The organism is Halpernia sp. GG3 (assembly GCF_052976925.2).
Genome location: NZ_JBRIIR020000017.1, coordinates 423,113 through 447,178, shown reverse-complemented (window position 1 = coordinate 447,178; position 24,066 = coordinate 423,113). Strand labels below are relative to the sequence as shown.

The 24,066-nt window shown below is 33.9% G+C and carries 20 protein-coding genes; all 20 read left to right on the top strand.

Translation table 11 applies throughout. The features are described from left to right. Positions 1-2: 2 nt before the first annotated feature. The 20 genes from ACVBED_RS11510 (at position 3) to ACVBED_RS11415 (ending at position 24,049) form a co-directional block, all read left to right on the top strand. The gene (locus ACVBED_RS11510; protein WP_447120415.1) at positions 3-368 is read left to right on the top strand and encodes an FtsL-like putative cell division protein; all 366 of its coding nucleotides are present in this window, start codon (positions 3-5) and stop codon (positions 366-368) included. Further along, positions 352-2,337, top strand: a complete 1,986-nt coding sequence (locus tag ACVBED_RS11505) for a penicillin-binding transpeptidase domain-containing protein (protein ID WP_447120414.1) — start codon at positions 352-354, stop codon at positions 2,335-2,337. The genes ACVBED_RS11510 and ACVBED_RS11505 overlap by 17 nt, the downstream gene beginning before the upstream one ends. Before the next feature lie 28 nt (positions 2,338-2,365). Beyond that, positions 2,366-3,826: a UDP-N-acetylmuramoyl-L-alanyl-D-glutamate--2,6-diaminopimelate ligase gene (locus ACVBED_RS11500; RefSeq protein WP_473095024.1), complete on the top strand. Its 1,461-nt coding sequence runs from the start codon at positions 2,366-2,368 to the stop codon at positions 3,824-3,826. Between the two features lie 11 nt (positions 3,827-3,837). After that, positions 3,838-5,079 (top strand): phospho-N-acetylmuramoyl-pentapeptide-transferase, encoded by a 1,242-nt coding sequence (gene mraY / locus ACVBED_RS11495; protein ID WP_447120413.1) that lies wholly within the window; start codon positions 3,838-3,840, stop codon positions 5,077-5,079. Between the two features lie 19 nt (positions 5,080-5,098). Then, entirely contained in the window at positions 5,099-6,433 is a 1,335-nt protein-coding gene (murD, locus tag ACVBED_RS11490) for a UDP-N-acetylmuramoyl-L-alanine--D-glutamate ligase (RefSeq protein WP_447120412.1), read from the top strand. Between the two features lie 19 nt (positions 6,434-6,452). After that, on the top strand, positions 6,453-7,688 hold the full coding sequence (locus tag ACVBED_RS11485) for an FtsW/RodA/SpoVE family cell cycle protein (RefSeq protein WP_447120411.1): 1,236 nt from the start codon (positions 6,453-6,455) through the stop codon (positions 7,686-7,688). 43 nt (positions 7,689-7,731) lie between these two features. Continuing rightward, positions 7,732-8,841 carry an undecaprenyldiphospho-muramoylpentapeptide beta-N-acetylglucosaminyltransferase gene (gene murG, locus ACVBED_RS11480; RefSeq protein ID WP_447120617.1) on the top strand — a complete coding sequence of 370 codons (1,110 nt, stop codon included), beginning with the start codon at positions 7,732-7,734 and terminating at the stop codon, positions 8,839-8,841. Continuing rightward, positions 8,842-10,215 (top strand): UDP-N-acetylmuramate--L-alanine ligase, encoded by a 1,374-nt coding sequence (murC, locus tag ACVBED_RS11475; RefSeq protein ID WP_447120410.1) that lies wholly within the window; start codon positions 8,842-8,844, stop codon positions 10,213-10,215. It begins immediately after the preceding gene. Between the two features lie 75 nt (positions 10,216-10,290). Continuing rightward, positions 10,291-10,422 (top strand): hypothetical protein, encoded by a 132-nt coding sequence (locus ACVBED_RS11470; protein WP_447120409.1) that lies wholly within the window; start codon positions 10,291-10,293, stop codon positions 10,420-10,422. A gap of 113 nt (positions 10,423-10,535) precedes the next feature. Further along, positions 10,536-11,534 carry a cell division protein FtsQ/DivIB gene (locus ACVBED_RS11465; RefSeq protein WP_473095023.1) on the top strand — a complete coding sequence of 333 codons (999 nt, stop codon included), beginning with the start codon at positions 10,536-10,538 and terminating at the stop codon, positions 11,532-11,534. Positions 11,535-11,553: 19 nt separating this feature from the next. Next, entirely contained in the window at positions 11,554-12,906 is a 1,353-nt protein-coding gene (gene ftsA, locus ACVBED_RS11460) for a cell division protein FtsA (RefSeq protein WP_447120407.1), read from the top strand. Between the two features lie 82 nt (positions 12,907-12,988). Then, positions 12,989-14,836: a cell division protein FtsZ gene (ftsZ, locus tag ACVBED_RS11455; protein ID WP_447120406.1), complete on the top strand. Its 1,848-nt coding sequence runs from the start codon at positions 12,989-12,991 to the stop codon at positions 14,834-14,836. A 5-nt stretch (positions 14,837-14,841) separates the two neighbouring features. Continuing rightward, on the top strand, positions 14,842-15,288 hold the full coding sequence (locus ACVBED_RS11450; protein ID WP_447120405.1) for a GatB/YqeY domain-containing protein: 447 nt from the start codon (positions 14,842-14,844) through the stop codon (positions 15,286-15,288). 163 nt (positions 15,289-15,451) lie between these two features. Continuing rightward, positions 15,452-17,617: a S9 family peptidase gene (locus ACVBED_RS11445; protein ID WP_447120404.1), complete on the top strand. Its 2,166-nt coding sequence runs from the start codon at positions 15,452-15,454 to the stop codon at positions 17,615-17,617. Positions 17,618-17,846: 229 nt separating this feature from the next. After that, on the top strand, positions 17,847-18,542 hold the full coding sequence (locus ACVBED_RS11440; RefSeq protein WP_447120403.1) for a hypothetical protein: 696 nt from the start codon (positions 17,847-17,849) through the stop codon (positions 18,540-18,542). Between the two features lie 83 nt (positions 18,543-18,625). Continuing rightward, positions 18,626-19,882: a cation:proton antiporter gene (locus tag ACVBED_RS11435; RefSeq protein ID WP_447120402.1), complete on the top strand. Its 1,257-nt coding sequence runs from the start codon at positions 18,626-18,628 to the stop codon at positions 19,880-19,882. A gap of 94 nt (positions 19,883-19,976) precedes the next feature. Next, a complete protein-coding gene (locus ACVBED_RS11430; protein WP_447120401.1) occupies positions 19,977-20,387 on the top strand; it encodes a BrxA/BrxB family bacilliredoxin in 411 nt (136 codons plus the stop codon). 85 nt (positions 20,388-20,472) lie between these two features. Beyond that, the gene (locus ACVBED_RS11425; protein WP_473095022.1) at positions 20,473-21,129 is read left to right on the top strand and encodes a DUF4271 domain-containing protein; all 657 of its coding nucleotides are present in this window, start codon (positions 20,473-20,475) and stop codon (positions 21,127-21,129) included. 19 nt (positions 21,130-21,148) lie between these two features. Beyond that, the gene (locus tag ACVBED_RS11420) at positions 21,149-21,889 is read left to right on the top strand and encodes a uroporphyrinogen-III synthase (protein WP_447120399.1); all 741 of its coding nucleotides are present in this window, start codon (positions 21,149-21,151) and stop codon (positions 21,887-21,889) included. A gap of 117 nt (positions 21,890-22,006) precedes the next feature. Continuing rightward, positions 22,007-24,049, top strand: a complete 2,043-nt coding sequence (locus ACVBED_RS11415) for a S9 family peptidase (RefSeq protein ID WP_447120398.1) — start codon at positions 22,007-22,009, stop codon at positions 24,047-24,049. The last annotated feature ends 17 nt before the right edge of the window (positions 24,050-24,066 follow it).

Here is a 24,066-nt window from a genome sequence, read left to right as displayed (position 1 = left end):
AATTGGTAAAAAAACCAACATACAAATCTCAAAAGAAGCTCACTTTTATAGACATTATAAAAGGTAATTTCCTCAACCGCGATGAAGTAAAAATTCATTACAAATATTTTCTATTGATTTTTGTCCTTATGATGATTATGATTTACACCAATCATTTGGTAAGCACCAAAATTGAACAAGTAAATGCCTTAAAGGAGCAAACTGAAGAATACAAATCAAGAAATGCTTTCGCACAAAGTAAATTGATAAAAGTAAAATTAGAATCGGAATTGGGAAAAGAGATGGTTCAGGATTCTTTATTAACGCTCGAAAATCATCCACATAAATTACTTATAAAATTAGACCGACCAGATGCAAAAGCAAAATGAATATGACATAAAACGAAAAAAAGCATTGCGATGGGGCTACCTTTTCGCACTTGTTGCATTGGTAGTGTTTGTTGTTTTTATTGCGAGAATTGCAATTTTACAAAACACGAATGTTGAAGAAATTCAGGATGATTATATCAATAAAAACTACCGCGAGGCCACACTTCCAGCCGCTCGTGGAAATCTTTACGCGTCAGACGGTTCTATTTTAGCGACAACAGTTATGCGATACGATATTTTTTTAGATTTTAGAACCATGCGCGATACGATTTATAAGAATAATATTTCTGCTTTATCAGATTCCCTTAGCGCCATGTTTGGCAAACCAAGAAATTATTTTAGAGCAAAATTTGACGAGCAGAAAAAAGCAAAAAATCAATACTATCAACTGATTAAAGGTTTAGATTTCGACGAATATGACCGGCTTCGTAACTTTCCTATCTTTAATAAAGGCAAAAATAAAGGTGGTTTTATTGTAGACAGAAATTTTAAAAGAGAACTTGCGACTACAGAAATTGGTGCGGGGACAATCGGCATGGATAATGGCAAATATTCTTCTGGTTTAGAAGGTGCTTTTTCTAAATATTTGACTGGAACTGATGGTAAAAGACTAGAGCAAAGAATTAATTCAAGCCAATGGAAACCAATTGATTACTGGAAAGTTCAGGAGCCAGTTGATGGACAAGATGTTTACACCACTTTAGATTTAAGAATTCAGGATATTGCACATTCTGCGTTAGAGAAACAACTTATTAAATTTAATGCAGATCACGGTTGCGTCGTGGTAATGGAAGTAAAAACCGGCAAAGTAAAAGCAATGGTAAATCTTCGGCGCACTGAACCGGGAATTTATGCCGATGCCTATAATTATATTATCAAAGATGCTACAGAACCGGGCTCTACATTTAAAACTGTTTCCCTTTTAGCCGCGATGGACGATGGTTTAATTGATGAAAACACAAGAGTTCAAACTTCAACTTCTTGGACTTATGAAGGACAAAAAATTACCGACCACGGAAGCGGAAATTACGATGTGAGCGATGTTTTAGCACATTCAAGTAACGTTGGTGCCGCAAAACTAATTACTGGTGCTTATCGTGATAAACCTGAAGTTTTTTTAGATCATTTAAGAAAATGGAAAATGTTTGATAAAATGGACATCGAACTTCCAGGAATCGTTACGCCAATCATTGTAACACCAGAAAATAAACGCTGGAACAAAGCGACTTTGGCTTCTTTGGCATATGGTTATTCTTCAAGATTTAGTTTGCTGCAAATGGCCACTTTTTATAATGGAATTGCAAATAAGGGAGTTATGCTAAAACCGCTTTTTATTGATAAAATAATTAAAGATGGACAAGAATTATTTGCTGCAAAACCAGAAATAATGGTAAAGAAAATGGCGTCTGACAAAGCAATTGCGGAAATGACATTTGCGCTTACAAAAGCTGTAGAAAAAGGAACTGCAAAAAGTATTTATACGCCCAATTTAAGAATCGCGGGGAAAACAGGAACCGCAAGATTTGAATATTGGAAACCAGGCCCTTTTAAATACCAAGCCTCTTTTATGGGGTTTTATCCGTCCGATAATCCTAAATACACGTGCGTTGTTATGGTGAATCAACCAGATACATCAATTGGCTTTTTTGGTGCTGCAGTTTCGGCGCCAGTTTTTAAAGAAATTGCCGGGAAAACTTTTCTTAAAACGCCTTTAAATATTGAAAAAGATTTATTGACTGACAAAAAAGTTGATTTCAGTAAAATGGTTCATAATCCCGTTAAAGTTATAATTGATTCCAATAAAATGCCGAATGTGACGGGGTTAATCGGTAAAAATATTATTCCGCAACTTGAGAATTTAGGATACAGTGTCAATTTTAAAGGTGTAGGAAAAATTAAAGAACAGTTTCCTTTGGAAGGTAGCGCGCTAAAAAAGAATCAGAGAATATATCTGAGTTTACAGAATTAAAAAAAACGAAAAAGAACGAAATTATCATATGCAACTAAAAGATCTTTTAAACAAAATCCCAACGTTAGAAATTCACGGAGATATAAACCGTGAAGTTTCGGAAATTGTTTTTGACAGCCGAAAAGCCGTCAAAGATTCTCTTTATGTTGCTTTAAAAGGAACTGTTTCTCACGGTCATGATTTTATAAATTCTGCGGTTGAAAAAGGAAGCTCAGTTATTGTTTGTGAAGATTTTCCTTCAACTATCTTAGAGAACAGCACTTACGTTAAAGTGCTAAATACATCTAAAACTTTAGGCAAATTAGCCTCAAATTTTTACAGAAATCCTTCCGAAAAATTGAAATTAATTGGCATTACAGGAACAAACGGAAAAACTTCCGTCGCGACTTTATTATTTGATGTCTTTAAAATTTTAGGATACTCTTCAGCATTAATTTCTACGGTAGAATATAGAATTGGCGAAGAAATTATTCCATCAACTCATACAACGCCAGATGTTTTAACCATAAATAAAATTTTAGCAAAAGCCTTGGAAACTGGCTGTGAATATGCTTTTATGGAAGTTTCTTCTCACGGAATCCATCAGGACAGAATTGAAGGTTTACATTTTAAAATTGCAGGTTTCACCAATATTACGCACGATCATTTAGATTATCACCATACTTTTTTGGAATATTTAAATACCAAGAAAAGATTTTTCGATGAATTATCTTCTTCCGCGGTTGCAATTACAAATATGGACGACAAAAACGGAAATGTGATGTTGCAAAATACATTAGCGAAGAAAAAATCTTACGCCATGAAAACGATGGCAGATTTCCACGGAAAATTATTGGAAGCGGACTTCAATGGTATGTTGATGAACTTCAACAACAAAGAAATTTGGACTACGATTACTGGGAAGTTTAATGTTTATAATTTGTTATTAGTTTTTGCAATTGCTTCAGAATGTGGTTTTGAAGAGAGTGAAATTTTGACCGCAATTTCTCAACTTAAAAGAGTGAAGGGAAGATTTGAAACCATAAAATCACCGAGCGGAATTTTCTTTATTGTAGATTACGCGCACACGCCTGATGCTTTGGAAAACATTTTAGACAGCATCAACGAAATCCGCACGAAAAACGAAAGACTGATTTGTGTTTTCGGTTGCGGTGGCAATAGAGATAAAACTAAAAGACCAGAAATGGGCGCAGTTGCCGCAGCAAAATCAACCTTAGCAATTATTACTTCTGACAATCCAAGAACGGAAAATCCGCAGGAAATCATTAAAGAAATTGAAGCCGGCGTAAAACCCGAAAATTATAATAAGTTTTTGAGCATTCCAGACCGAAAAGATGCGATTAAATCTGCCATAAAATTTGCAGAGCCAAAAGATATCATTTTAGTTGCCGGAAAAGGACACGAAAATTATCAGGAAATAAATGGCGTGAAATATCACTTTGATGACAAAGAAATTATTGCAGAATTGCTACAAGTAATGGGTAAATAAAACAAAGAACTATGCTGTACTATCTCTACGAATATCTCACCAACCATGGAATTTACATTCCAGGTCTAAATCTTTTAAGATATATCTCTTTTAGAGCGGCATTTTCCGTGCTTTTATCTTTACTAATTGCTATGGTTTATGGTAAAAAAATCATCAACTATTTGCGAAAAAAACAAATGGGCGAAATGGTTCGAGACTTAGGCCTTGACGGACAAAAACAAAAAGAAGGCACGCCAACAATGGGCGGACTAATTATCATTATTGCGACCTTAATTCCCGTGTTTCTATTTACCAGAATATTTAATATTTATATTGTTTTGCTTATCGTATCAGTTATCTGGATGGGCGTCATTGGCTTTATAGATGATTATCTAAAAAAAGTAAAGAAAAATAAAGATGGTTTAAGCGGAAAATTTAAAGTAATTGGCCAAGTTGGATTAGGATTAATAATTGGTATTACCATGTATTTCCATCCAGACATTACGGTTAAAAGAAAATATGCCGATACGATGATTATTAATAGAAATAACGTAGAACAAAATTTTCAAAAAGCTGAGAAAGCCATCGTTTCCACGGTTCCATTTACTAAAAATAACGAATTTGATTATAGCGGATTACTATTTTGGATGTCACCACAAGACGCCGCAAAATGGTCTTGGTTGGTTTTTATTCCGATTGTGATTTTCATCGTCACAGCAGTTTCAAATGGCGCAAATATTACAGATGGAATTGATGGTCTTGCTTCGGGAACAAGCGTCGTCATACTGCTTACTTTGGCATTTTTCGCCTACGTTTCCGGTAATATTATTTTCGCGGATTATCTCAACATTATGTTTCTGCCAAATATGGGGGAAACCACCATTTTTGCACTCGCTCTTGTTGGTGCAGTCATCGGTTTTTTTTGGTACAATACTTATCCCGCGCAAGTTTTCATGGGTGATACGGGAAGTTTAATGCTCGGAGGGGTCATTGCAGTTTTAGCGATTATTTTAAGAAAAGAACTGTTAATTCCAATTCTCTGCGGTATATTTTTAATTGAAAATATATCAGTGATACTTCAAGTCACGGTATTTAAATACAGAAAGAAAAAATTTGGTTTAGAATACGCGCAAAATAACAGATTATTTAAAATGTCGCCCCTTCACCACCATTATCAAAAAGAAGGTTATCATGAAAGTAAAATAGTTAATCGGATGATAATCATTGGTGTTATGCTCGCAATTATATGTTTAATCACGTTGAAAGTTAGATAATATTTTGGAAGATAAAAAAATGAAAATTGTAGTTCTGGGCGGCGGCGAAAGTGGTTTCGGTGCAGCTTTGCTCGCAAAAGCTCAAGGTTTGGAAGTCTTTCTTTCAGACAAGGGTGAGATTTTGGAAAACTACAAACAATTATTAATTGATAATGATATTGATTTTGAAGAAGGTAAACATTCTGAGGATAAAATTTTAGCTGCAGATTGGATTATAAAAAGTCCTGGAATTCCTAAAAAAGCGGAAATCATTTCAAAAATCAAGGCAAAAAATATAAGGTTGTCTTCTGAAATCGAATTTGCTTCCGCATTTACAAATGCAAAAATTATCGCAATCACTGGAAGTAACGGAAAAACGACGACGACTTCTTTAATTTATCACATTTTAAAAGAGGCTAAACTTAATGTAGGTTTAGGTGGTAATATCGGGACAAGTTTCGCCAAACAAGTATCAGAAGAAAATTTCGACTATTATGTTTTAGAAGTGAGCAGTTTTCAGTTAGATGATGTTCAAAACTTCAGACCGTACATTTCTTTGCTTTTAAATTTAAGCCCTGATCATCTGGATCAATATAATTATAATTACGAAGAATATGCTTTGGCTAAATTTAAAATAGCCGAAAACCAAGAAAATGATAATTATTTCATCTACAATAAAGATGATGAAATGAGCCAGAAGTTGCTTAAACAATTGGATTTAAAAGTAAATAAAATCGCGTTCTCATTAAAGGAAAAATTAGAGGAAGGTGGTTTTATTGAATACGGAAATATTATAGTACAACTGACGGAATCTTTTTCAATGAGAATTGAAGACCTGTCCTTAGTTGGAAATCACAATATTGCAAACAGTTTGGCGGCTTCCATTGCCAGTAAAATTTTGCATATCAGCAATGAAAATATCCGAAATTCTTTGATGACTTTTCAGGCAGTGGAACATCGGCTAGAAAATGTGGCAGAAATTGATGGCGTTACTTTTATTAATGACAGCAAAGCAACCAACGTAAACGCCGCATATTATGCTTTAGAAAGTATGACGAAGCCTACAGTTTGGATTTTGGGCGGCACCGACAAAGGCAATGATTACACAGAAGTTGAAGATTTAGTTAAAAGAAAAGTAAAAGCGATTGTCTGCTTAGGTATTGACAATCATAAAATCATCGATTTTTTTAAAGATAAAAAAGAACTTATTTACAGTACTTCAAGTATGGAAGAAGCTCTAAAAGTCTCGAGATCTCTCGCAGAATATGGCGATGCAGTTTTATTGTCACCATGTTGCGCAAGTTTTGATTTATTTAAAAATTATGAAGACCGTGGCAACCAATTTAAACAAGAAGTTTTAAAAAACCACAATTAAAAAATCATCTAAAATATAAATGGAAAACAAAACTACAGAAAACAAAATCGAATATCTTAAAGGCGACAAAGTCCTTTGGATAGTCATTATTGTGATTTCTGTGCTCTCAATTTTCCCCGTTTATTCTGCAAGTTCTAATTTACAGTATATTGTAAATAACGGAACCACGACCAGCCATGTCATTAAACACATGGTGTTTGTGGTTGTCGGTTTGTTTATTATGCGCGGCGTTGGAACCATCAAATATGAACATATTGGAAAATTAAGCAGTTTGCTTTTAGGTGTCACAATCATACTATTGATTTTGACAATTTTTACAGGACAAACCATTGATGGTGCGTCTGCTTCACGCTGGTTAAAAATCCCTGGAACACCAATTTCTTTTCAGCCCTCGTCGTTTGCATATTTAACGCTAATCATTTATCTCTGCAGATATTTAACCAAAAAAATAACTAGAGAAAGATTACCAATAGAAAATGTCCTTTACATTTTTGGACCAGTTTTAATCGTTTTTGGTTTGGTTGCGAAAGATAACGGCTCTACAGCTTTAATGATTTTATTGGTTTCTATTGCAGTCCTAATAATCGGACAACTTAATTGGAAATACATCACCGGATTTATTTCTACTGCAATTGTTGCAGTAATTTTATTTATTACTATTGCCCTAAACACTAATTTAATGGGCGGAAACCGTGTTCATACTTGGATGAGCCGCGTTGAAACATTTACAAGTTCTAAAAAATCTGCTGACATTGACGATGAGGCTTTAAAGGCAAAAAATTATCAGGTGATGCAAGCCAAAGCCGCCATAGTTCACGGCGGAATAACAGGAATGGGACCGGGAAAAAGCGCACTAAAAACAACTTTGCCGCAATCCGTTTCTGATTTTATATTTGCAATTGTTGTTGAAGAATATGGTTTAATTGGCGCCATTTTTTTAATCTCACTTTATCTCATTATGTTCATCAGAATCGTAATAATTGCCAGTAAAATGCCTGCGTTTTTCGGGTCATTGCTCGTGCTTTCTATCGGCGTAATGATTTTTGTACAAGTTGCGGTGAATATTGCCGTTGCCGTCAATTTAATTCCTGTTACTGGTCAACCTCTGGCTTTAATCAGTTATGGTGGAACTTCAATGTTAGTGACTTATTTTCAGTTGGGGATTATTTTAAATGTGAGTTCTAGAATACAGATTTACGACGAGGAAGGAATGGGCAAAAAACAGAATATTGAAGAAATAAATGATATTGCTTAAATAAAAACATTTTAAAAAAGTGGCTAAAAAATTTAAAATTCTAATGAGTGGTGGCGGAACCGGCGGACATATTTTCCCGGCAATTGCTATTGCGCAGGAAATCCAAAAAAGATTTCCCGACTCAGAATTTTTATTTATTGGGGCTCAAAATAAAATGGAAATGGAAAAAGTGCCGCAAGCCGGATTTAAAATTGAAGGTTTAAATATTGCTGGATTTGACCGTGGAAATAAAATAAAAAACATTTCACTGCCTTATAAAGTTATTGTGAGTTTACTTAGCGTAAAAAAAATCATTAAAGAATTTAAACCCGATTTTGCCATCGGGACAGGTGGTTTTGCGAGCGCGCCCGCCTTATATATAGCGTCAAAGTTAGGTGTAGAAACTTTTATACAGGAACAAAACTCACTGCCCGGAAAAAGCAATCAGTTTTTGGCAAAAAATGCAAAAGCAGTTTTTACCGCGTATCCAAAGATGGAAAAATTCTTTCCGAAAAGTCAAACTTTTTATCTTGGAAATCCAATGCGTGAAAGCATTGTTAGAAATTTGATTGATAATAAATTAGCAAAAGAGAAATTAGGTCTAAATCCAGATACTTTAACCATACTTTCTGTAGGCGGATCTTTGGGTTCACGAACTTTAAATAATGGTTGGAAAGACAACTTAGTAAATTTAAAAGAGACTGGTTATCAGTTGATCTGGCAAACTGGAAAAACTGAATTTGACGAGATTCAAGAATCAAGAATCAAGAATCAAGATGAGAAAAACAAAAAATCAACATCCGATAATCAGGTCATTATAAAAGAATTTATTTCAGATATGGCTTTGTATTATTCCGCTGCCGATGTTATTGTTTCCCGCGCCGGCGCAATTGCGATTTCTGAATTGGCAATTGCTAAGAAACCACTTCTTTTAGTGCCACTTCCAACCGCAGCTGAAGATCATCAAACTAAAAACGCTTTGATATTAGTTGAAAAAAATGCCGCAAGAATGGTAAAGGATTCAGAAATGAAAGACAAGTTTTGGCCAACTTTAATGGAAATCTGTGAAGATGAAAATCTTCGCAAAATGATGAGTGAAAACTTAAAAGATCTTGCAAAACCGAATGCAACTGAAGAAATAGTAACCGAAATTTTTAAAATAATAAATAATTAAATGAATCATTTCAGTTCTTATCAGAATTTTTATTTCGTGGGCATCGGCGGCATTGGCATGAGTGCACTTGCAAGATATTTCCATTCTATCGGTGGAAAAGTTTTGGGTTATGATAAAACTGAGACAAAATTGACATCTGCCCTAATTTCTGAAGGAATCAAAATCAATTTTGAAGACAAAGTAACTGATGATCTTTTAAAATTAACCAAAGAAAATACGCTCGTCATTTATACACCAGCGATTAAAAAATTAGAATTATTAGATTTCTTCACAGAGTTAAATTTTACAATTTACAAACGCGCACGTGTCTTAGGAATGATTACCGATCATACGGAATGCATCGCAATTGCCGGAACCCACGGGAAAACGACCACTTCTTCATTAGTCGCACATCTTTGCAAAGAAGCTAATTTACCGTTTTCAGGATTTCTCGGCGGAATTGCAGAAAATTTTAAATCTAATTTTATCTTTAATGGGAATGAAATTTCAGTGGTTGAAGCGGACGAATATGACCGTTCTTTCATGAATTTAAAGCCAGATTGGGCGGTTATTACTTCGATAGACGCAGACCATTTGGATATTTATGGTGATAAAGAAACCATTGAAAAAAGTTTCAGGGATTTTGCTGCGTTAGTCACTACTGACAATCAGCTATTTGTTCGCAAAGGAATTGAAATTGGACGCGGTGCAAGATCTTATGCGGTCAATGAAGTAGCTGATTTTTATTCTGATAATCTTAGAATGATAGACGATTTAATTTATTTCGATTTTCATACTGAAAATGAATCTGTTAAGAATTTTGTTTGGGAAATTCCAGGTATTCATAATGTAGAAAATGCAACTTCCGCAATTGCAATTTTACATGAAAAAGGCGTTGATTTTGAAACCATTAAAAAAGGAATTAGAAGTTTTAAAGGCATAAAACGCAGATATACAAAGTTTTTCTTTGAAAATGGCAAAAACTATATTGATGATTACGCACACCACCCAACTGAATTAGACGCAGTAATTGGAAGTATTAAAACGTTTTATCCCGATCGAAAATTATTGGTTGTTTTTCAGCCACACTTATTTAGCAGAACCCGTGATTTTGCAGATGGTTTTGCTAAAAGTTTGGAAGCTGCAGATGAATTGATTCTTTTGGATATTTATCCCGCGAGAGAATTACAGGAAAATTTCGAAGGCGTAAATTCAAAATGGTTATTAGCTAAAATAAATTTAAAACCGAAGGAAGTTTCAACTTTAGAAGAAGCTTTTAACAAAATTAAAACAAAAGAGTTTGATATATTATTAACCGTTGGCGCCGGAAACATTGACACATTAAGCGACCCAATAATTAATTGGCTTACTGAAACGCAGATTGCACAGAGATAAATTTTATTAGATGAATAAAGAGGCTTGCATAGGTGTTTCACGAAGCAGAGAAAATTATAATATAAAATATAGTAAATGTTTGAAACTGAAATCTCAGGAATCATTATTGATGCAGGTTTAAAAGTGCATAAAAAATTAGGATTATTGTTAAATTTTAATTCAACATTATTTAAAGACGAAATTAAAAGAATCGTAAACGATTTATAAAAAATTAAAAAACACTTTAACTCTTCTAATCGAAGCGTCTCTGCGAAACTAAATATTTTTAAAGAAATAAGAAAACTCTTGCGAACTCTGCGTTCAAAAAAGAAAAAGAATAAATGAAAAACAAGTTTAGAATATTGAAAATCTTTCTCACAGTTGTCATCTTCGGATTTCTGCTGAGTTTCTCTTTGACCCGTTTTAGCAAAGCGCCCTTAGAGAAGATTTCAGTTAAAATGAACTCTACTTCGCCGGTTTATTTTGTGGATGAAAAAGAAGTAAAAGATTTAGTAAAAAAAGAAAATCCAGGATTTACAATTGGTAATCTGAATATTCCACTTTTAGAAAAAAAACTCAATCAATTGCCTGCAGTTGATAGTGCAAATGTTTATTTGAATTTAAATGGGAATTTAAATTTGGACATTAAACAAAGAGTACCCATTTTTAGAATTATCAATGGTGAAAAAGATTTTTATGTGGATGAGAAAGGTGTAGAATTTCCATTGTCTAAAAACTACTCGCATCCATGTATGTTGGTCACGGGTGAGGTAAAAAAGACAGAATATTTGAAATTAGGTGATTTAATTTCTAAAATTAATAGCGATGATTTTAGTAAAAAATTCTTCATTGGGGTTTCAAAAAATAAAGACAGTTACAGACTACTCACAAGTGAAGGTTTCTACAGTGTTGAATTGGGGGATTTAAATAAAATTGATTTTAAAGTAAAAGGATTTAAAGCATTTGTTACAAAATTTTTAGTTGATCAGGATCCAGAGAAGTATAGTCAGATTTCTTTAAAATACGACAATCAAATAGTGACAACGCTTAATCCTCATTTTAAAGGAAACGATAGCATTCTAAAGGCCAATTATCAAGACTTTGCAAAAATCCCCGTCATAGTGGAAAAATGGTCTTTAGTTTCAAAGAAAAAAACAGTTTTAAGATCCGCAGAAAAGCCTAAAATAAAGAAAGCAGAAAAGCACAAACAAAAAACGAAGGTCTCTACTTCTATTAAAAAAGAGAAAGCTAAAGCTTCTTTACCAGTAAAGAAAATGAAGGTATTTACAAAGAAAAACGAAGGGACAAAGACGACCAAAACAAAAATTAAAATAGAATAAAATCAAATTAATATTATAAATGGAAAATAACGAATATTCAGTAGGGCTTGACATTGGGACTACAAAAATCGTGACCATTGTCGGACGAAGAAATGTGCACGGAAAAATCGAAATTCTGGGTGTCGGAAAAGCAAAAAGTCTCGGCGTGCATAAAGGAATTGTGAACAATATTTCGCAAACCATCAGTTCTATTAAATCTGCTGTGGAACAAGCACAAAACAGCGCTGGTGTAAAAATCCATAAAGTAACCGTGGGAATTGCGGGCAAGCACATCCGTTCTTTGCAGCATTCCGACTATATTATGCGGGAACATCCAGAAGAATATATTACAGAAGATGATATTGAGAAATTAAAAGATCAGGTAAAAAAATTGGTAATGCTTCCTGGTGAAGAAATTATTCATGTTTTACCGCAAGATTATAAAGTGGATTCTGAAGGTGAAATTCAAGAACCTGTCGGAATGCATGGCAAAAGATTAGAAGCAAATTTTCACGTAGTCGTTGGGCAAATGGGATCTATCCGAAATATCGCAAGATGCGTTCGTGAAGCAGGCTTGGAAATGGAAGCCTTGACTTTAGAACCCTTGGCTTCGTCTGAAGCGGTTTTAACAAAGGAAGAAAAAGAAGCCGGCGTTGCCATCGTTGATATTGGCGGTGGAACAACTGATATTGCAATATTTAAAGATAATATTATCCGCCACACTTGCGTAATTCCTTACGGCGGTGGTATCATTACCGATGATATTAAAGAAGGTTGCTCTATTATAGAAAAGCATGCAGAACAGTTAAAAGTAAAATTCGGTTCGGCTGTTCCTGAATTAGAAAAAGACAGTACGTTTGTAACAATTCCCGGTTTACACGGGAGGAATGACAAAGAAATTTCCCTTAAAACTTTGGCACAAATCGTGAATGCGAGAGTAGAAGAAATTTTGGAAATGGTAAATACTGAATTAAAAGCGTACGGCGCTTTTGAACAAAAGAAAAAATTAATTGCCGGAATTGTTCTAACTGGCGGCGGCTCAAACTTGCGTCACTTAAGACAATTAGCAAACTACACAACAGGTTTAGACAGCAGAATTGGTTTTGCAAATGAATATGTGGCGAATGATAAAAACCAACAATTAAAAGGCCCAGAATACGCTACTTCAATTGGTTTACTAATGGAAAGTTTAAAAATTTGGGATAAAAAACCCTATGAAGTTGAACTTCAGAAACAGGTAGAAGCTAAAATAGTTGCGACAGAAAACAAAATTGAACCACAAATTTCAGAAGAAGTTCGCACAGAACAGCGTATAATTGAGAAAAAAGCACGTCCTACTTTTGGGGAAGCCATTTTAAATAAGGTGAAAAAATTCTTTGAAGAAGTAGAATAGAAAGAGTTGATGTGGATAAGTGGTGCGAAATCATTTAACATTCATCAAATAAAAATAATATCTTTAAAAAATCAATTATAATATGGAACACACAAACAATAGCACTGGATTTTCATTTGATTTACCCAAAGGAAATTCTTCAATCATAAAAGTAATCGGCGTCGGCGGCGGTGGAAATAATGCGTTGAGACACATGTACGAACGCGGAATTCACGGTGTAGATTTCATCATCTGCAATACTGATTCTCAAACTTTAGATAATAATCCTGTTGCGAATAAAGTGCAATTGGGGCTTGCTATAACTGAAGGTTTAGGCGCAGGTGCAGATCCAGAAGTTGGTGAAAAAGCCGCGATTGAAAGTATTGACGAAATAAAAGCCGCGCTTGGGCAAGGCACAAAAATGGTTTTCATCACTGCCGGAATGGGCGGTGGAACGGGAACTGGTGCAGCCCCCGTTATTGCTAAAGTGGCCAAAGAAATGGGTATTTTAACCATTGGAATCGTTACTGTTCCGTTTAGTTTTGAAGGAAAAAGACGTTTAGATCAAGCCGATATCGGTTTAGAAAAACTACGTAATAATGTAGACTCTTTAATTGTCATTAACAATGATAAACTGCGCCAGCAATATGGAAATCTTGGTTTTAAATCAGGTTTTTCCAAAGCGGATGAAGTTTTAACCAACGCTGCAAAAGGAATGGCAGAAGTAATTACAGGCTATTTTGATGTCAATATCGATTTTCGTGACGCTAAATCTGTGCTTCAAAATAGTGGAACGGCATTAATGTCAACAGGTGTTGCATCTGGTGAAAACAAAGCCGAAGATGCTGTGAAAAAAGCCCTAGATTCCCCACTATTAAATGACAATAAAATCACAGGTGCTAAAAACGTCCTTCTTTTGATCCGAAGTGGTTCTGAAGAAGCAACTATGGATGAAATCGGAATTATTAATGATTATATTCAAAAAGAAGCGGGCGATACTGCAGATATTATTTTCGGTGTCGGAACTGATGAAGAGTTAGGTGATGCAATTTCTGTATTGGTTATTGCCACTGGGTTTGCGAAAGAATATGCAAAACATTCGGGCGTTACAGAAACTGTAAAATATTCTTTGGACGGCAGAAGTTCCAGCAAAAATCAAAATATTAATGCCAATGAAAATGATTTTTCTAGTGGATTTCCTTTAGATAAAAAAATTATGAGCTTGGATGATGATGAAGGTTTTACACCTCAAACACCAGAAAATAAATTTCAAAAAAAAATCGCTGAGTCGGTAAAAGCAACTACTTTAAGTGAAGTAGTCGAAAAACCAGTTGAAATGTGGGAAAAAGAAGATCAAAGTATGGAAAACCAATACAATCTTTTTTCATTTGATGATGAAGTTTCAGAGGAAGACCTTGAGGCGGAATCTCTTACTTTTGAAGTGGAACAACCAATAAAAAAAGAAATAAAATCTGATGCTGTAGAATTTAATTTTATGCTTAATGAAACTGTCGTTGAAGATTATACCATGCATGAACCCATTGCAGAAAAGTTTATCCCAGAGGAAAAACCAGTTGAAAATAAAGTCGATACTTTTAAAACTGAAACTTTAGTTGAAGAAGAAAAAACACCAGAAATTTCAACAGAAACTGAACTTGAAAAAGAAGAACCAAAATCCAGTTCTTTTGGTGAAAGTCAGTTTACTTTTGTTGACGTTCCATCTGATAAAGTGAAGGTGAACGATCGCAGAAATAAATTAAACGAATTCAATTCGCGCTACCAAACAGTTGATAATCAATTACAATTTGAAACAGTTCCGGCTTTTAGACGTAAAAACATTGTTTTAGATCATCAAAATCATTCTGAGCAAAATATCCAAACTTATCTTAAAGATGACAATGGCAGAATGGAAGTTCGGGAAAATAGATTTTTGAATAAAGACGTAGATTAAATATTATGAGTTTAGAAATTACAATTAGTGACGCCATAAAAGATGCCATGCGCGCCAAAGACAAGGTGGCTTTAGATGCGTTACGTGCAGTGAAATCTCAAATTTTATTATTAAAAACTGAAGCAAAAGGTGCCGAAGTTTCTGATGAACAAGTGGTAACTATTTTGCAAAAAATGGTAAAACAACGAAAAGATTCTTATGACCAATTTATGGCGCAAAACCGCACAGATTTGGCAGAAGTGGAAACCGCTCAAAGTAAAATTATTGAGCAATATTTACCTCAACAATTAAGTCCTGAAGAACTGGAGGCAGAAATTAAAAAAATCATTACTGAAACTGGCGCAGAAAGTATTAAAGATTTGGGAAAAGTGATTGGAATTGCAAGTAAATCTTTAGCAGGAAAATCTGACGGGAAAAGTATTTCTTTGATGGTTAAGCAATTACTTTCCTAATATTTAAAATAATTTTGTGAGTTTTTGATTCACAACACATTTAAAATCTATGAATCAATTTTCATAGATTTTTTATTTTAATTCCCATTTTACAGGCGTATTTGAAAACATTTACTAACTTTAGTGCTCTTAAAATTTTAAACGTAATCGAACAATTTTAACTATGAAAAATACTTTTAAGCAAAAATTTTTACTTTTAATAATCATTGGCTTTAGCCAATTTTCTTTTGCCCAATGGGGAAAGGGAACCTACTGGTCCTTAGATGGGAATAATATAATGGAGGTTGAAAATGGCGAAATCGTTTCTAAAAACGCCACGGATGAATCCAAATCTACAACTGTAATTTCCAAAGAAATGTTGACCCCAAAAGGAAAATCACCTTTAGATCTGGTTCGTTTTGCTTTTTCAGAAGACAATCAAAAAGTCTTGATCGCTACAAATACAAAAAAAGTTTGGCGTTACGATACACGCGGCGATTCTTGGGTTTATGACATTAAAACAAAAACTTTAAAGCAGATCGGGAAAGACAAACCGGAATCTTCTTTGATGTTTGCTAAATTTTCACCAGATGGAAAAAAAGTGGCTTACGTAAGTGAACACAATATTTATGTGGAAGATTTAGCAAGCGGTGAAACTAAAGCCTTAACAAATGACGGCACTTTACGCTTAATTAACGGGACTTTTGACTGGGTTTATGAAGAAGAATTAGATTGTAGAGACGGCTTCAGATGGTCACCGGACAGTAAGTCTATCGCTTATTGGCAAATTGACGCGCAAAAAATTAAAAATTATTTGATGCTCAATACAACGGATGAATTATATCCTTTCACCGTTCCTGTAGAATATCCTGTAGTTGGTGAAGATCCAAGTTCTTGTAAAATTGGCGTCGTAGATTTAGCAACTGCCAAAACGACCTGGATGAATGTTCCCGGAGATGCCGTTCAACATTATATCCCAAGAATGGAATGGGCCAATAATTCTTCACAATTGATTTTACAACAATTAAACAGAAGACAGAATGAAAGCAAAGTAATGTTAGTTAACGTTGCAGAAAATTCTGCGAAAGCAATTTATTCTGAAACCGACAAAGCGTGGATAGACGCAAAAGAAGAAGCAACTGGCTGGAACTGGATCGATGGTGGTAAAAAATTTATTTGGCTTAGTCAAAAAGATGGCTGGAGACACATTTATGCGATTGGTTTAGACGGAAAAGAAACATTATTAACGCCTGGAAATTACGATGTTATTGAATTAAACAGCGTAGATGAAAAATCTAAAACCGTTTATTTCATGGCTTCCCCAGATAATGCCACCCAAACTTATTTGTACGAAGTGCCTTTAAATGGTGGAAAAGCAACACGGTTAACCCCTTCAAATGAAAGTGGTTCACATAATTATGATATTTCACCAAATGGAAAATTAGCCTTTCATAACTATTCTAATGCAAATATGTTTCCTTTGAAAGACGTTGTTTCTTTGCCAAATCATAAACTTTTAAGTGGCGGCGAAATTAATCCAAGAGCTGCAAGTATTAAAATACCGAAAGTAGAATTCTTTAAAGTAAAAACTTCTGAGGGAATTGAAATGGACGGATGGATGGTAAAACCTACCAACTTTGATCCTGCAAAAAAATATCCTGTTGTATTTTACGTTTATGGTGAGCCGGCGTCGCAAACTGTAGTTGATCGTTTCGGCACGGGTTTTAATAGACTTTATAACGGAAGTATGGCAGATGACGGCTACATTTATATTTCTGTAGATGGTCGCGGTTCACCTTCGCCAAAAGGCAGAGAATGGAGAAAATCAATTTATCACAGCATTGGAAATATCAATATTAAAGATCAGGCTTTGGCGGCGAAAGAAATTATTAAATGGCCTTATGTTGACGCAAACCGCGTTGCAGTCTGGGGTTGGAGCGGCGGCGGTTCTTCCACTTTAAATTTAATGATGCAATATCCTGAGATTTATAAAACAGGAATTTCCATTGCAGCAGTAGATAACCAATTGAATTACGACAATATTTACCAAGAACGTTACATGGGATTATTGCCAGAAGACAAGCATTATTTTGTAGATAATTCACCTTTGGCGCATGCTAAAAACTTACAGGGAAATTTATTGTTAATCCACGGAACTGGCGATGATAACGTGCATTATAACAACGCAGAGCAAATGATCAATCAGCTAATTAAATATGATAAAACCTTTCAATTAATGATTTACCCAAACAGAACGCATGCAATTTCTGAAGGTGAAGGAACGGGCGCACATTTGTCTTCAACTTACACGAAGTTTTTAAAAGAAAATCTTCCAGCGGGCGGAAAATAATATTTGGGGGTTTTTTTGGGCAGACATTTGACTATGTCGAAAGCAATTTCTAATTGTTTTTATGGCAGCTTTTCCGCCTTCCGTTCCCAATCTTTTTGTCATTGCGATCGAAGTGAAGCAATCCGTTGAACATTTATTTATTCGCAATAGCAAAAAGGATTTCCACTCAAGTCGGGCTGCAATTTTTGCGTAAAAGAAGTTTCTCAATAAAAAATGAATTTTAAATCAAATGAGAAAATTTTTGATAATCCTTTTATTTTTATTTTTTAAAATCGGAATCAGTCAGCAACCAAATAACGGCATTGATTTCTCATCGGATAGAGGAAAAATTTACTATGAATCGCTTCATAATCAATTAACTTTTTTTGCACTCGAAAATATACAAAAGACGAAGGGTCAAGATGTAATTAGATTTTGGAACACAACCAATTGTATTGAAATTAGAAAGTCAGGAAATGATTTACAAGGCAAAGTAATATTCGCAATCCAAAATACAGAAAAGAACAACGAATTTCTTCGTGAAAATATTAATTTAGACCAAAATCAGATCAATTCAATTTTGAATCTAATGAAATATTATAAAATTTCAGGCATAGCAACTTACGAACAAATTGTAGGCTGGACTTCTGGTTTTGATGGGGATTTATTTCAAATCGAATCAAATATTAATAATAATTATCAATTAAAAACCTATTGGACACCAAGTATTCAGCAGGCTGTTCCTGAAGCAAAGATTATTGATAAATTTATCTACGGAATTGATAAAATTATAAAAATAGATAGTTTGTTTCAAGATTTTATTAAAGAAAATAAATTCGTCTGTTACAGATATTACGGAACTGCTTACTCTGTGTGTAGTATATTAACTAAAAAACAGAAAAGAATAAATAAAAGATTAAAAAGAAGACAAATTAATAATCAATAAGTTATTTGAATAACTAAAAATTTCAACCCCAAAACCCAAAAGTTTTGGGGTTGAAATTTCCGTACTTTTGCAAAAATTCTTGAATGGAAATTTATAATTATTTTACGATCATTATTATTTTAGCCGCTGCTTTTGGCTATTTTAATATTCGTTTTTTGAAACTTCCGAGAACGATTGGTGTTATGATCATCGCACTTTTAACTTCTTTGGGAATTGTCTTAGCCGCCTCTTATTTCCCGGATCTATTCGTGCAGACAAAAAAAATGATTTTGTCGGTTGATTTTTATACAATCTTAATGAAGATCATGTTGAGTTTTCTGCTTTTTGCCGGTTCCATACACATTAAACTAACAGACATTAAATCTGAAAGAGTTCCAATCATTGCTTTTTCAACAATTGGCGTTTTAATTTCCACAGTTGTCGTCGGAGGTTTGATGTACTATTTACTTCTGGCTTTTAATCTAAATGTCCCTTTTATAAATTGTTTACTTTTTGGTGCATTAATTTCGCCAACAGATCCAATTGCGGTTTTGGGAATATTAAAATCAGCAAATATTCCAAAATCTTTAGAAACAAAAATCTCTGGTGAAAGTTTATTTAATGATGGTGTCGCAGTAGTTATTTTCGTTTCCATTTATGAAGTCTCCCAAGTCGGTTTAGCCAATATGGGGATTTCAGATATTGCTCTTTTATTTTTAAAAGAAGCCGGCGGCGGGATGCTTTTAGGAACCATTTTAGGAAGTTTAGGCACTTATGTTTTAAAAACAATTGATGATTATTCTGTAGAAGTAATGGTGACTTTGGCCATGGTAATGGGCGGTTATCTCATGGCATCTTTTTTACATGTGAGCGGGCCCTTGGCAATGGTTGTTGCCGGAATTTTTATCGGAAACCGAGGTAGAAATGTTGGAATGAGTAGTACAACAGAAGAATATATTGACAAGTTTTGGGAAATGCTGGATGAGATTTTAAATGCTGTTTTATTCCTGTTAATTGGTCTTGAATTATTGGTTATCAACTTTGAAAACATCTATATTTTAATAGGTGTTATTGCCATTTTTGTGGTTTTGTTTGCAAGATTTGTATCCGTTGGCATTCCTTTTCTACTTTTAAAGAAACGGGTTAAATTTGAAAAAAATTCGTTTCCTATTTTAGTGTGGGGCGGGATTCGAGGTGGGATTTCTGTGGCTTTAGCTTTAGCACTTCCACGTCATAGTTCCGGCGATATGTTTGTGGCAATTACTTATATTATTGTATTGTTTTCAATAATTATCCAAGGGTTAACAATAGGAAACTTGGCTAAAAGACTGACATTAAAATCCGCCAAAAAGGCGCAATAGATTTTTGGTATTATTTTAATAGATTTTAAAAGGAATTATTTAAATTTAAAATAATTAATTTTGCACTAAGATTTTAACTTAAAAATATAAAATTATGTATCCAGAAGATTTAGTAATGCCAATGAAGGCAGAGCTTACAGATAAAGGTTTTGAAGATTTAACGACTGCCGAAAAAGTAGATACCGCCGTAAAACAAAGTGGAACGACACTTTTGGTAATCAACTCTGTTTGCGGTTGTGCAGCAGGTGCAGCAAGACCAGGTGTTGTTTTTTCATTAACAGGTGATAAAAAGCCAGATCATTTAGCTACCACTTTTGCAGGTTTTGATGTTGATGCCGTGAATGAAGCAAGAAGACTTTTAGCACCGTTTCCACCAAGTTCACCTTGTGTGGCGCTTTTTAAAGATGGCGAATTGGTTCATATGTTAGAAAGACACCACATTGAAGGAAATCCAGCGGGCGCAATTGCAGCAAATTTGCAAGCGGCTTATGATGAATATTGCTAAAATTTATTTTATCTAAAAATAAAAAATTCCGCACTGTGAAGTGCGGAATTTTTTTTGGGTGTCAATCAATACCAAATATGTATTTTTGCAAAAAAAATTCTTGGTAAGAATTGTAGAACATCATAATTGGGTCATTTTTATAATTTTAGGAAGTATTCTTACACTTTCGTTGATGCTTATTTCATTGCAGCGAGAAGCTTCTTTGAAAGAATTTTTGCTTCAAAAAATAGAAGATGCGAGCAATACTTATATTAGCTGGATTATTGTATCTGTAGTTTACGTTGCACTTCTTTCAACTTTATTTTCGCAATACATCCCGATTATTCCAAAATTTATTAGTGGAATATCATTATTTGGTTTTCAGCTAAATAAATTTGGTTTCACATTTTTATCCATTTCAACTTTTTACACTTTAAAAATAATTTTGAGTTATTTCTATTATTATGGCGTTCGGCGACAAGAAAAATGGCCGCAATTTTATTTTGTTGCCACAAAGTTTTATTTCGTTTTATCCATATTATTAATTTTAAGCTGTCTTCAGATTTATTATTTTCCTTTTGAAAGAGTGGAAACATTTCAAACATACGCTACTTTATTTGTAATTATTTTTGTTTTTAAAATTATTTTTTATCTTTTTCACAATTATAGAATACTCCCTAAAAACTGGTATTATAAATTTTTGTATATTTGCACCCTTCAAATAATGCCAATCTTGGTACTTTTGAAATTTTTATTTGATTAACTAAGGATAAAAGTATTTAATGAAAATAAAATCTATATTGGTTTCGCAACCTGCGCCAAATGAATCTTCACCTTACACGGAGATTGCTCGGAAAGCAAAAATAAAAATAGACTTCAGACCTTTTATACATGTGGCGTCAGTAGATGCAAAAGAACTGAGAACTCAAAAAATTGACCTTTCAAATTATAACGGTATTATTTTTACCAGCAAAAATGCGATTGATCATTACTTCAGAATTGCTGAGGAGATGCGTTTTTCAGTGCCAGATTCTATGCGTTACATTTGTCAGTCTGAGGCAATTGCTAATTATTTACAAAAGCACATTATCTATCGCAAAAGAAAAATAAGTTACGGGGAGAAAAATTTTGCTGATCTTTTACCTTTATTTAAGAAGTATCCCACAGAGAAATATCTTTTACCTGCTTCCGATCTCATTAATGAAGAAATGGTAAAAACGCTTGAAACTTCAAATATTGACTGGACCCGCGCTACAATGTATCGTACGGTCTGCAGTGATCTGACTGACGTTTCAATCACTGATTATGATATGTTGGTGTTTTTCAGTCCACAAGGTATAAAATCTTTAATAGAGAATTTTCCGGGCTATGAGCAAAATGAAACTGTAATAGCAGTCTTCGGAACAACTACACAAGCGGCTGCGGAACAAATTGGTTTAAAAATTGATGTAATGGCACCAAACAAAGAAACGCCGTCAATGACTATGGCTATTGAAAAATACATCAGAGAATCTTACAAGTAAATTTAAAAGAAATATTTTAAAACCATCTTTTCCATTGACGGATTAGATGGTTTTTAGTTTAAAAGATTACAAAATTAGATCATTTCTAATTTTTAATATTAAATATCTAACATTAAAATGCAGGCGCCAAAAGCAAAAAAAATAAATAAAACTTTAGAAATTCACCAGGATAAAAGAGAGGATCCTTGGTTTTGGCTGAATGATAAAGAAAACCCGGAAGTGATAAAATATCTGGAAGATGAAAATCTTTATACCGATGAAATAATGCGTGATACGGAAGATTTTCAGAATCTTTTATATGAAGAAATGAAAGCACGATATAAGAAAGATGATGAATCTCTTCCTTATTTTTTCAATGAATACTGGTATATGGTGCGGTACGAAGACGGAAAAGAACATCCTATTTTTTGCCGAAAATATTTAAGTTTAGAAAATCCTGAAAGTATTATTTTGGACGTTAATATTTTAGCGGAAGGCAAAGAGTTTTTTGATGTTGGAAGCGTTTCTGTAAGTCCAAATAATAGACTTGGCACCTTTTCAACTGATGAAAACGGCCGGTTGATCTTCGATATTAAATTTTTAGATATTTTCACCGGCGAAATTTTAGAAGACTGTATTCCAAATACAACTGGTAAAGCAGTTTGGGCAAATGACAACCAACACATTTTCTATATTAGAAAAGATAAAAGTTTACGCGCTTACAAAGTTTACCGCCATAAATTAGGAACTTCTCACAAAAAAGATGTTTTAATTTTTCACGAAAAAGACGATACTTTTGACGTTAATGTTTTTAAAACCAAATCTTTAGAATACATCTTCATCGCCTCATCAAGTTCGACTTCTGATGAACATCTTTTTATTCCTTCGAACAATGTTTTCTCAGATTGGAAAATAATTCAGCCTAGAACTGAAGATTTAGAATATGCGGTGGAACATTACAAAGATTTATTTTACATCATCACCAACGCAGATAATGCTACTAATTTTAAATTAGTTACCACGCCAGTTGCTAATCCAGCACTGGAAAATTGGACAGATTTAATTCCGCATCGGAAAGAAATTTTACTTGAAGGTTTTGAAATTTTTAAAAATTTCTTGGTTTTAGAGGAAAGAAAAGAAGGTTTATTGCAAATACGGATTTTCAATTATTTATCTAAAGAAGATTATTATTTAGAATTTACAGACCCAACTTATTCCGCTTTTATTGGTTTAAATATAGAATTTGACACTGAAAAACTGCGCTATATTTACACTTCACTTACGCAACCCAGTACGACAATCGAATTTGATATGGCAATGAAAACATCATTGATCTTAAAACGGCAGGAAGTCTTAGGCGGTCAATTTTTACAGGAAAATTATATTTCAGAACGAATTTGGGCAGATGCAAGAGACGGAAAAAAAGTGCCGATTTCTTTAGTTTATCACAAAAACACTTTAAAATCTGCAAAAACGCCTTTACTTTTATATGGATATGGAAGTTATGGCCACACGGTTGATGCGAGTTTTTCCAACGTAAGATTATCAATTTTAGACCGTGGATTTATTTTTGCGATCGCGCACATTCGCGGGGGAGAATATCTCGGAAGACATTGGTATGACGAAGGAAAAATGCTAAAAAAGAAAAATACATTCTATGATTTTATTGACGCCGCAAAATATTTAATTCAAGAAAATTATACTTCAGAACAACATCTTTATGCGATGGGCGGAAGTGCTGGCGGACTTTTAGTAGGCGCCGCAATTAATTTTAATCCAGAATTATTTAATGGTATTATTGCGCAAGTTCCTTTCGTAGATGTCGTTACAACAATGTTGGATGAAGAAATTCCTTTGACAACCGGGGAATATGATGAATGGGGAAATCCAAACGAAGGCAACTATTACCATTATATGAAATCTTATTCGCCGTATGATAATGTAGAAGCGAAAGGTTATCCTAATATTTTAATTACAACTGGTATAAATGACGGACAGGTTCAATATTGGGAACCGGCAAAATGGGTGGCAAAACTTCGGGATCTAAAAACGGACGATAATATTTTAATTTTTAAAACCGATATGGATTCTGGTCACGGCGGCGCTTCCGGCAGATTTGAAAGTTTAAAAGAAGATGCGTTGGAATATGCGTTTCTTTGCAAACTAGAAGAAAAATTATAGATTTTAGATTAAAATTT

Excerpts from the sequence above, each read along its gene's own strand:
- ACVBED_RS11505 (WP_447120414.1), top strand. The coding sequence starts at position 352 with ATGCAAAAGCAAAATGAATATGACATAAAACGAAAAAAAGCATTGCGA.
- ACVBED_RS11500 (WP_473095024.1), top strand. The coding sequence starts at position 2,366 with ATGCAACTAAAAGATCTTTTAAACAAAATCCCAACGTTAGAAATTCAC.
- mraY (WP_447120413.1), top strand. The coding sequence starts at position 3,838 with ATGCTGTACTATCTCTACGAATATCTCACCAACCATGGAATTTACATT.
- murD (WP_447120412.1), top strand. The coding sequence starts at position 5,099 with ATGAAAATTGTAGTTCTGGGCGGCGGCGAAAGTGGTTTCGGTGCAGCT.
- ACVBED_RS11485 (WP_447120411.1), top strand. The coding sequence starts at position 6,453 with ATGGAAAACAAAACTACAGAAAACAAAATCGAATATCTTAAAGGCGAC.
- murG (WP_447120617.1), top strand. The coding sequence starts at position 7,732 with ATGAGTGGTGGCGGAACCGGCGGACATATTTTCCCGGCAATTGCTATT.
- murC (WP_447120410.1), top strand. The coding sequence starts at position 8,842 with ATGAATCATTTCAGTTCTTATCAGAATTTTTATTTCGTGGGCATCGGC.
- ACVBED_RS11470 (WP_447120409.1), top strand. The coding sequence starts at position 10,291 with ATGTTTGAAACTGAAATCTCAGGAATCATTATTGATGCAGGTTTAAAA.
- ACVBED_RS11465 (WP_473095023.1), top strand. The coding sequence starts at position 10,536 with ATGAAAAACAAGTTTAGAATATTGAAAATCTTTCTCACAGTTGTCATC.
- ftsA (WP_447120407.1), top strand. The coding sequence starts at position 11,554 with ATGGAAAATAACGAATATTCAGTAGGGCTTGACATTGGGACTACAAAA.
- ftsZ (WP_447120406.1), top strand. The coding sequence starts at position 12,989 with ATGGAACACACAAACAATAGCACTGGATTTTCATTTGATTTACCCAAA.
- ACVBED_RS11450 (WP_447120405.1), top strand. The coding sequence starts at position 14,842 with ATGAGTTTAGAAATTACAATTAGTGACGCCATAAAAGATGCCATGCGC.
- ACVBED_RS11445 (WP_447120404.1), top strand. The coding sequence starts at position 15,452 with ATGAAAAATACTTTTAAGCAAAAATTTTTACTTTTAATAATCATTGGC.
- ACVBED_RS11440 (WP_447120403.1), top strand. The coding sequence starts at position 17,847 with ATGAGAAAATTTTTGATAATCCTTTTATTTTTATTTTTTAAAATCGGA.
- ACVBED_RS11435 (WP_447120402.1), top strand. The coding sequence starts at position 18,626 with ATGGAAATTTATAATTATTTTACGATCATTATTATTTTAGCCGCTGCT.
- ACVBED_RS11430 (WP_447120401.1), top strand. The coding sequence starts at position 19,977 with ATGTATCCAGAAGATTTAGTAATGCCAATGAAGGCAGAGCTTACAGAT.
- ACVBED_RS11420 (WP_447120399.1), top strand. The coding sequence starts at position 21,149 with ATGAAAATAAAATCTATATTGGTTTCGCAACCTGCGCCAAATGAATCT.
- ACVBED_RS11415 (WP_447120398.1), top strand. The coding sequence starts at position 22,007 with ATGCAGGCGCCAAAAGCAAAAAAAATAAATAAAACTTTAGAAATTCAC.